Below are 2,843 nucleotides of genomic sequence, written 5' to 3' on the forward strand. Positions count from 1 at the left end.
GCTTGTGATCATTGACAGATGAATAGGTGAAGAGAAGAGAGTTAAGATGTTAAGGGCATACGGTGGATGCCTTGGCGTCAGGAGGCGATGAAGGACGTGGAAGGCTGCGATAAGCCTCGGGGAGCCGTCAAGCAGGCTTTGATCCGGGGATTTCCGAATGGGGCAACCCGGCTAGAGTAATGTCTAGTCATCCAATTGCTGAATACATAGGCTTTTGGAAGCGAACTCGGGGAAGTGAAACATCTCAGTACCCGAAGGAGAAGAAATCAAGAGAGATTCCGACAGTAGCGGCGAGCGAACTCGGACTAGCCTAAACCGTGTGGCTACGGCCATGCGGGGTTGTAGGGCTCCAACACGTGATCCATGAGTAGATAGCAGAACGGTCTGGAAAGTCCGGCCATAGCGAGTGACAGCCTCGTATGCGAAATCGAATAGTGGCACATGGAGTACCTGAGTAGGGCGGGACACGCGAAATCCCGTTTGAATCTGGGAGGACCATCTTCCAAGGCTAAATACTCCCTGACGACCGATAGTGTACCAGTACCGTGAGGGAAAGGTGAAAAGAACCCCTGTTAGGGGAGTGCAATAGAACCTGAAACCGTATGCCTACAAGCAGTGGGAGCACCTTCGTGGTGTGACCGCGTGCCTTTTGCATAATGGGCCAGCGAGTTAATCTGTAGTGCGAGGTTAAGCCGATGAGGTGGAGCCGTAGCGAAAGCGAGTCTTAAATGGGCGACTAGTACTGCGGATTAGACCCGAAGCCGGGTGATCTATCCATGAGCAGGTTGAAGCTTGGGTAAAACCAAGTGGAGGACCGAACCGTTGTAAGTTGAAAATTACTCGGATGACTTGTGGATAGGGGTGAAAGGCCAATCAAACTCGGTGATAGCTGGTTCTCTCCGAAATATATTGAGGTATAGCCTCGGGAGTTTACTTGCGGAGGTAGAGCACTGACAGGGCTAGGGGGCTTACCCGCTTACCAAACCCTTTCAAACTCCGAATGCCGTAAGTCGAGATCCCGGGAGTCAGACCGCGGGTGATAAGGTTCGTGGTCGAGAGGGAAAGAGCCCAGACCGACAGCTAAGGCCCCCAAATCCATACTAAGTGGGAAAGGAGGTGAAGTCGCTTAGACAGCCAGGAGGTTGGCTTAGAAGCAGCCACCCTTAAAAGAAAGCGTAATAGCTCACTGGTCTAGCGACTTTGCGCCGAAAATGTAACGGGGCTAAGTATGGTGCCGAAGCTTCGGAATCAGGTTTACCTGGTTGGTAGGAGAGCGTTCCCATCTGGGATGAAGGTGGATTGGAAAGTCTGCTGGACTGATGGGAAGTGAATATGCTGGCATGAGTAACGAAAAAACAGGTGAAAAACCTGTTCGCCGTAAACCCAAGGTTTCCTGGGTAAAGTTAATCTTCCCAGGGTTAGTCGGCCCCTAAGGCGAGGCTGAAAAGCGTAGTTGATGGGAAACGGGTTAATATTCCCGTACCTGCATATGTTCGTTTGAACGATGGGGGGACGCAGGAAGGTAGGTCATCCGGGTGTTGGATATCCCGGTGCAAGCTCGTAGGGATGAGACGTAGGCAAATCCGCGTCTCTCTATCCCGAGAAGTGATGCCGTGTCGTAAGACTGAAGTGACTGAGCCTCTACTGCCGAGAAAAGCCTCTAAGTGAGAATATGTGCAGACCGTACTGTAAACCGACACAGGTGGGTGGGGTGAGTAACCCAAGGCGTTTGAGAGAACTCTGGTTAAGGAACTCGGCAAAATTACCCCGTAACTTCGGGAGAAGGGGTGCCACTCTTGGTGAGCGTATTTACTGTGCAAGCTTCGAGTGGTCGCAGAGAAATGGCGGTGGCGACTGTTTACTAAAAACATAGGACTCTGCTAAGTCGTAAGACGACGTATAGGGTCTGACGCCTGCCCGGTGCTGGAAGGTTAAGAGGAGATGTCAGCGCAAGCGAAGCATTGAATTGAAGCCCCAGTAAACGGCGGCCGTAACTATAACGGTCCTAAGGTAGCGAAATTCCTTGTCGGGTAAGTTCCGACCTGCACGAATGGCGTAACGATCTCCGCACTGTCTCGACCAGAGACTCAGTGAAATTGAATTGGCGGTGAAGATGCCGTCTCCCCGCAGAAAGACGGAAAGACCCTGTGCACCTTTACTATAGCTTGACATTGGATCTTGAACTATCATGTGTAGGATAGGTGGGAGACTGTGAAGCGGGTTCGCTAGAATCCGTGGAGTCAACCTTGAAATACCACCCTTGTTAGTTTAGGACTCTAATCCCTCGCCGTCATCCGGCAGGGAGACAGTGTCTGGTGGGTAGTTTGACTGGGGCGGTCGCCTCCCAAAGAGTAACGGAGGCGCGCAAAGGTTCCCTCAGGCTGATTGGAAACCAGCCGTCGAGTGCAAACGCATAAGGGAGCTTGACTGCGAGACAGACATGTCGAGCAGGTACGAAAGTAGGTGTTAGTGATCCGGTGGTCCCGCATGGAAGGGCCATCGCTCATCGGATAAAAGGTACGCCGGGGATAACAGGCTGATCGCATCCAAGAGTTCACATCGACGATGCGGTTTGGCACCTCGATGTCGGCTCATCACATCCTGGGGCTGGAGCAGGTCCCAAGGGTACGGCTGTTCGCCGTTTAAAGTGGTACGCGAGCTGGGTTTAAAACGTCGTGAGACAGTTTGGTCCCTATCTTCTGTGGGCGTAGGAGAATTGAGTGGGTCTGTTCCTAGTACGAGAGGACCGGAATGGACGATTCCCTAGTGGACCTGTTGTCGCGCCAGCGGCATAGCAGGGTAGCTATAATCGGAATGGATAACCGCTGAAAGCATCTAAGCGG

The 2,843-nt window shown here is 52.3% G+C and carries 1 rRNA gene; it reads left to right on the forward strand.

The features are described from left to right. Positions 1-39: 39 nt before the first annotated feature. Positions 40-2,843, forward strand: a 23S ribosomal RNA gene (locus tag G394_RS0115900); the annotation flags it as partial.

This window comes from Desulfomicrobium escambiense DSM 10707 (assembly GCF_000428825.1).
GTDB classification, from domain to species: Bacteria; Desulfobacterota; Desulfovibrionia; order Desulfovibrionales; family Desulfomicrobiaceae; genus Desulfomicrobium; species Desulfomicrobium escambiense.